We start from the raw sequence: 3904 nt of genomic DNA on the forward strand, positions 1-3904 counted from the left end.
GGGCAACCGCGATGGCTAGCGTGGACATGTAGTGACGACGTCTTGCACCAGACCAGATCATCGATCGCCGTTTCAAGTGTGCGCTCCCACTCTTCGGCTGTAGGTCGCATTTCAGGTTTCTGCGCACCGCGGTCAAAACATCTCCTGAAAAGCTGTTCCAATTTGGGGTGTACAATGTCAATCGGCAACGAACCGCGATGAGGGGCCAAAGGGTTGGCTCGATTCCATTGCCACAAGCCGTTCTTTATCCGTTCGGCTGTTTCCATGCCGACCAGGCGATCAGGAAGGCGACCTCCGCTGAAGGGATGCTTCCCGAACAAGAACAGGTAAATCAAAGCTGCCAGCCCGAAGAGATCGTGGGAGGCCGTCCGATCGACCTCCTTGAATTCCAGTCCGAACAGTTCTGGGGGTGTATAATCTGCAGTGCCAACGGGACATCGATAGACACTTCCGGTGATGGGATCCTTGACTTGAAACGAGTCCGTATCAATTGCGCAAATCTGCATCGAAGAATTGACAAGCAGGTTTTCGGGCTTCACGTCGCCTACGACGTAACCGAAGCCATTAATGGTGCGGAAAAGCCGTGCCAAGTTGAGCGCCGCGGAATGTAGATAAAACCAGTCCACTCCGGGAGCACTGGCAAGTCGCGTCTTGGGCACATAAAGGATAACAAGTCGCTTGGCGTCGGCAATCTCCGGCATGAGAAAGCCTACCGGTTCGCCTCCAGCGCGCGTCAGTATAGATGTCGGCCAAGCGATGGACACAGCCGGGGCAGCGGGGTCGCGCGGGGGATTGGCAATCATAACCGAAAGTTTTCGAAAATGATCGGCCTGCGGCGCATTGTATATTTTGGCAACACTTCCCGTCTGACTGGTATTGTAGACAAAGCCCTCCCCACTCGACGCGATCAAAGTCGTCAGTTTAACCGACAAGCGTTTGCTGCCGCCGTGCAGGAACGTTTGACCTGTCAGAGCCCCGCGCTGGCTCATGGTAGCCGCGTCGCCACAATGAGTGTCTTGTCATCGTCGGTCTTGGTATCAAGCTCCTTCATCGTCACGATGGAAGTCACGAGAGTTGTTACGTCTTCGCCCGACCGGGCCTGACGAACTCGCTGCGCCAGCGGCGTGAAGAAGCCGGGAAATGGTGTCTGACCGCGCTGCAGGATGGCGACTTTCTCCAAGCCATCGGTCGAAACCACCACGAGGTCGGCGTCGGTCTCGAGCAATGCGCAGCGAAAGTCTTCCTCCCAAGCAGAACTCGTCAACCAGACCACTTCTCCAACATGTTCAACAGGTCTCGCGTCGAACACGAGTTGGTAGTTCGGATTGTCTTTGGCTGAGTCGGAACCAAGAACCAGAAACCCATCGCCGACCTGAACGGCTGCGCACCGGTTTTCCATCATCGCAAAGGCAATAAGCGTGGTTCCGTAATCCCGCGCGGACGCGCCGGGTGTCATCCGTGCTTCCAGTTCGATAGTGGCACGAACATCACGAATAACGGAGCGCCAGTGGAGCTCGAAATCGTGGCTCGATCCTGTTTCAAGAAAGCCACTTTGGAGCTTGGCCGCGGTTGCCGATACGACGAGCGAGGCGGCTATCGCCGAGCCAATCTCGGATCGAGTCAAAGAACCACCACCATCCGCGACAGCGCCCACCAGAAACCGTCCATCGGGCGATTGCCAGATATTGGAAGAATCCTGGCAGGGCGTTCCATTGATTATGTGGCCAACGCCGCGCGTGCTGGCATGACCAGCGAGCCATGACATGCATGTCTCTCCTTACGCCAGCACGTTCGTCCATCCTTGAACCGGAGGAAGGGCGACTTGATCGCCCGATCCCGCCTTCGCCTGTGAGACCTTCGCCAGAGATGATGACAACCATTTGAACATCTCTCGGAATTGCAATCCCTCAAGCTTTAGCGGCGTACTTGCTGAAAATTGGCCGAGAATCTGCGTGTTGGCGTCTTGGCCCACACCGACGCAGTAGACTCTGACCTTCTTTTCGGCTTCCGCGCGCCGTGCGCGCTCGGCAGAAGGCTGCCAGTTGTCGGTCGGCGATCCGTCGGAGAGGATCCAGATCCAGGGCCTGTAGTAATTTAYGCCGTTGGCACGGTAGTCATTTTTCCGAAGCTCGATTTCGGCAAGGGCTGCGTCCATTGCCTCGCCCATCGGGGTCAGACCACTAGCCTGCAAAGTGGGCAAATTCATCGTATCTGCGGAAGAGAATTCATGCACCACGCTGACCCCATCACCAAAGGTGATAACCGAGATTTCCACCCGCAGCGCAGCGATTGCATCGGCCAGAATCTCGCTCTTGAATACAGAAAGGCCCTCGTTGAGACGATCTATCTTTCCGTCTTCATTCATGGAGCCAGACACATCCAGAAGCAAGACAACCGGACAGCGGTCTTCCTGGTTCAACGCAAACTCGAAGTCATCTACCTTTTTGCTCGACATACCTTTTGCCCCTCATATGTCATCAGAATTGGAAGTTAACACGTCTGGTCTAAGTCGCACGCTTTTACAAGCTCAGCAAAAGAGCATGTTCCCGATTCTCCAAGTCAGCTCTTCCCGGGTGCCACTCGAGGTGGCCGCCCCTTCAATTGCCCCGAGTTGCCGGCAACCTTGCCTGGTGAAGCAGGGGGGCTCGGGATCTGAGGTGACGGCAAGCCGCGCGCCGGGCGCCCCACAACCTGCCGGGAGGCGGCTGACGGCGGCGAGGACACGGAAACAGGAGGAGCGGAAGAAGTGGTAGCTGGCGTGGCCAAAGCCACCGGCCCGGGTGGAGGACTTGGCCGTGGCGGAAGCGACAAGCTCTTGGCGCCCAGCAGAGGTCGGGGATCATCGTAAAGACCAAGCATTTCGGGGCGCTCGAAATAGAACCATTTCTGCCCCGAGATGGGCCGCTTTTCGTCAAGGAATATGATTTGCTTTCGCCGGTCGAGCCGCATCAACTCGTCCGGGCTCAACAAGGGGCGAGCTGTGACGGAATGACTTGTGCTAACAGTTCCTGGGTTCAGGAAGCCACCGCCGCTTTTCGTGGGTGTCTCAATCAAAATTGAGCGGTTGCCGATCATTTCCGAGACTTTTTTGGCTGTATCGAGATCCTGGATACTAAAGAATATACGGGCACCGCAGTTGGAGAAAATAGTGTCTGCCTTTTCCTTGTATATGCTTTTTAATTGGCTGAAGTCTTGCRCAATCATCCAAATTTGGATGCCGCTTCCTGCCAGGTATGTAATGCCATCCTCGATATCTTCCATTCGGCCAAGGTTGGCGAACTCATCCAATACAAAGAGGATGGGCTTGTCGCCAGGCTTTGGCCAAGACCGCGCGAGCGTGCGCACCGCGATCCCACTTAACACTCTGAGAGCGCTCCGGTTTTCCCTGATGCGCTCAGGCGGGATGATCAGATAGAAACTGGTTGGCTGGTCGCGAAGCGTCTCCAAGGAAAGATCGCTCTCGGCAGTCAGCGCCTCGAGGGGGCCACCTGGTGCCCAGCAAGCGAGATGAGGCGCAAGGCTTGCCAGAACGTTGCGAAACATGTCTTCGGACATGCTGGCGAAGGTCGCTCCAGTCGTCGCGACCGCGCCCACGTGGTGACCGCTCATGGCAAGGACGATTGCCTCCAGCTTATCCACCGGCATCGACAACAGTTTGACCACGCCGGATATGGTGCGCTGGGTCGCCGAGCCCTCATGGGCCATGAAGAGGATCAGCCCACTCAGCAGGGTGCGTGCGTATTCTTCCCAGAACTTGTCCTTGTCTGAGCCGGTTGCCTCGACGAGCAATGCTGCAAGGGTGCGAGCGTCATCAGCTTCATTGACTGTACCAACCCGGACAAAATCCATGGGGTTGATCCGTGAAGAAGGAATTCTGGTATCGTAAGGTGCGAAGGCATGGACC

The 3904-nt window shown here is 56.4% G+C and carries 4 protein-coding genes; all 4 read right to left on the bottom strand.

Features of this window, described 5'->3' with window-relative positions; genetic code table 11:
• A partial coding sequence (locus AC1DX0_RS32335; protein WP_477358461.1) for a protein kinase domain-containing protein occupies window positions 1–989 on the bottom strand: 989 nt, incomplete at its 3' end.
• Window positions 986–1765, bottom strand: coding sequence for a PP2C family serine/threonine-protein phosphatase (locus AC1DX0_RS32340; protein WP_477219983.1), 780 nt, complete (start codon window positions 1763–1765; stop codon window positions 986–988). The genes AC1DX0_RS32340 and AC1DX0_RS32335, both read right to left, overlap by 4 nt.
• Window positions 1766–1777: 12 nt before the next feature.
• A complete protein-coding gene (locus AC1DX0_RS32345) occupies window positions 1778–2455 on the bottom strand; it encodes a vWA domain-containing protein (protein ID WP_477358463.1) in 678 nt (225 codons plus the stop codon).
• A gap of 104 nt (window positions 2456–2559) precedes the next feature.
• Window positions 2560–3904, bottom strand: a 1345-nt coding sequence (locus tag AC1DX0_RS32350) for a type IV secretory system conjugative DNA transfer family protein (RefSeq protein ID WP_477358465.1), incomplete at its 5' end; no start/stop codon positions are given.

This window comes from Mesorhizobium sp. P3_A9, assembly GCF_056402975.1.